This window comes from Haladaptatus sp. W1 (genome assembly GCF_001723155.1).
Taxonomy (GTDB): domain Archaea; phylum Halobacteriota; class Halobacteria; order Halobacteriales; family Haladaptataceae; genus Haladaptatus; species Haladaptatus paucihalophilus.
Map to the genome: position 1 here is coordinate 1 of NZ_MEIH01000170.1, position 2,306 is coordinate 2,306.

Genomic DNA, 2,306 nt, shown 5'->3' on the forward strand with positions numbered 1-2,306 from the left:
CGTTCGTGCCACAGGACCTGACGCTGAAACACTACGAGAGCGTCTTCAGCCCCGAGACGTTCCCGTTCGTCACGTACTCAAAAACAGCCTCATCATCATTTCGTGATTACCGCGGGGATGTCCGTCGTCGTCTCGACGTTCGGCGCGTACAGTTTCGCCCGTTTGAACTACCCCGGACGAGGCCTGTTCTCGCGCGGCGTCCTGCTCGTGTACATGTTCTCGGGTATCCTGCTGGTCGTGCCCCTCTTCAAGATAATCGTCTGGATGGGACTCGTGGACAACCTCGGCAGTCTGGTCATCACGTACCTCGTCCAGACGCTGCCGGTGTCGCTGTACATGCTCGGGAACTACTTCCGGAGCGTCCCACCGGAAATCGAGGAGGCGGCGATGATGGACGGCTACTCGCGGTTAGAAGTCATCTTCCGCATCACACTCCCGCTGTCGGCAACCCGCCATCGTGGCCGTGTTCATCTACACGTACATGATCGCGTGGAACGAGTACCTCTTCGCCAGCATCTTCCTCCAGTCCCAATCGACGTTCACGCTTCCTATCGGTCTGGACGCACTCTCGTCAGGGTTCCACAGGTGTGGGGACAGATAATGGCTGCATCACTGCTGACGAGCATTCCGATCATCATCATGTTCGTGTACCTCGAAAAATACATGGTCGAAGGCCTCACATTCGGTTCGGTGGAGGGTTAACCAATGTCCTCCAAAACGACCGAAATTGACGCGGAATCGGCTTCCAGTACGGAAACGAACCAGTCTGCGGTCGAGACGAAACAGGCCGGAATCACGCTCTCAGACATCGAAAAGTCATACGGGGACGTGCTGGCCGTCGAGGGCCTTTCGCTCGACATCGAACCGGGCGAGTTCCTCGTTCTCCTCGGCCCGTCTGGCTGTGGCAAATCGACCACGCTCCGGATGATCGCCGGACTCGAAACGCCGACCGCCGGACGCATCGACATCGGCGACGAGGAGGTCACGCGGACGCTTCCACAAGAGCGCGGCCTCTCGATGGTGTTCCAGAGCTACGCGCTCTACCCGCACAAGACCGTCCGTGGCAACCTCGAATTCCCGCTCGGGAAGATGGACGTTACGGACGAGGAACGCGATGCAAAAGTCGAACACACGGCCGAACTCCTCGAAATCGAGGACCTCCTCGAAAAGAAACCCGGCCAACTGTCGGGCGGCCAGCGACAGCGCGTCGCGGTCGGTCGAACCATCATCCGTGAACCGAAGGCGTTCCTGATGGACGAACCGCTGTCGAACTTGGACGCACAACTCCGGGTTCGAACGCGCTTCGAAATTCGGGAACTCCAGCAGGAACTGGGAACGACCACGGTGTACGTCACCCACGACCAGGAAGAGGCGATGAGCGTCGCCGACCGCATCGCCGTGATGGATGACGGCGAACTGCAACAGGTTGGAACCCCCGAGGAGATCTACAAGACACCGACAAACGAGTTCGTCGCCGGTTTCATCGGCAACCCGCCGATGAACTTCTTCGACGTGTTCGTCGACGACGGCGTCACGCTCCTGCCGAACGGCGACGCCGTCTCGCTCGATGCGGCGCTTCCCGCCGACACAGAAACGCTCGGAGTCCGACCCGAGGACGTGCATCTGCTCGAAACGCTCGGCGAGGACGTGGCGAACGTCTCCCAACCGGACTCGGAGAATCTGACGAACGCCGTGACCTGTTCCGTGCAGGTTATCGAACCGCTCGGCAACGCCTACGAACTCGAACTCGCGCGAGGTGACAACACGTTCATCGCCCGCGTTCGGGCGCTTCCCGAGGGCGTTTCGCCCGGTACGAGCGTCGACGTAGCGTTCGACCAGACGGAACTCCATGCGTTCGACGCGATGGGGGAGGCGATTCGATGAACCGAACTGCGGAATACGACCACGGAGGTGAGACGGATGGCGACGCTTGAACTGAACGACCTCACGAAGATTTACGACGACGCACAGGGCCGCGAAGTGGCGGTCGATTCGCTCGACATCGACATCGACGACGGCGAGTTTCTAGTCCTCGTCGGGCCATCCGGCTGTGGAAATCCACCACGCTCCGGATGCTCGCCGGACTCGAAACCGTAACCGACGGGACGATCACCATTGGCGACCGCGAGGTCCAACACCTCGCGCCAAGCGAACGTTCCATCGCGATGGTGTTCCAGAGCTATGCGCTCTACACCAAGATGAACGCGCGAGAGAATATGGCCTACGGGCTAAAACACTCGACCGATCTGAGCAAGGCGGAGCGAAACCGCAAGGTGGACGAAATCGCCGAACTTCTCGACATCACC

At 60.0% G+C, this 2,306-nt stretch carries 2 protein-coding genes and 1 pseudogene; all 3 read left to right on the forward strand.

The window, feature by feature from the left end:
• The first annotated feature begins 117 nt into the window (after window positions 1–117).
• Complete coding sequence (locus tag BG842_RS08945; RefSeq protein WP_254663009.1) at window positions 118–702, forward strand: carbohydrate ABC transporter permease; 585 nt, start codon at window positions 118–120, stop codon at window positions 700–702.
• A 3-nt stretch (window positions 703–705) separates the two neighbouring features.
• Window positions 706–1,884 (forward strand): ABC transporter ATP-binding protein, encoded by a 1,179-nt coding sequence (locus tag BG842_RS08950; RefSeq protein WP_069450495.1) that lies wholly within the window; start codon window positions 706–708, stop codon window positions 1,882–1,884.
• Between the two features lie 36 nt (window positions 1,885–1,920).
• A pseudogene (locus tag BG842_RS33035) lies at window positions 1,921–2,306 on the forward strand (ATP-binding cassette domain-containing protein); the annotation flags it as partial.